The organism is Pantoea sp. SIMBA_079, from assembly GCF_046940275.1.
Lineage (GTDB): Bacteria > Pseudomonadota > Gammaproteobacteria > Enterobacterales > Enterobacteriaceae > Pantoea > Pantoea borealis.
Genome location: NZ_JAWRYR010000584.1, coordinates 1 through 256 on the forward strand (window position 1 = coordinate 1; position 256 = coordinate 256).

The 256-nt window shown below is 46.1% G+C and carries 1 pseudogene; it reads right to left on the minus strand.

Annotated elements, in window-relative coordinates:
- A pseudogene (locus SB719_RS21285) lies at nt 1-256 on the minus strand (DNA phosphorothioation system sulfurtransferase DndC); the annotation flags it as partial.

The following is a 256-nucleotide window of genomic DNA, read 5'->3' on the forward strand; positions in this document are numbered from 1 at the left end:
CTGGAGTTTCTACGAGAGTGTCGGAAGTTACAATGAATACATCTTTAGTTCTCAACTCTGGCGGCAACCCCAACAGGGCTAGGTAAACCAAAGTGGTGACAGCAGAGGAGTCTTTCCCGCCGCTGTAGCCTATGATCCATGGGCGTGCATCATGGCAATAGATTCGCTGTATTTCAGATATGCATTCCGCCAGTGGTTTTCCGGCAAAAAACTCATTATTTATGAAACTTTCATAATCGGCTAAGTCATGTGCGTG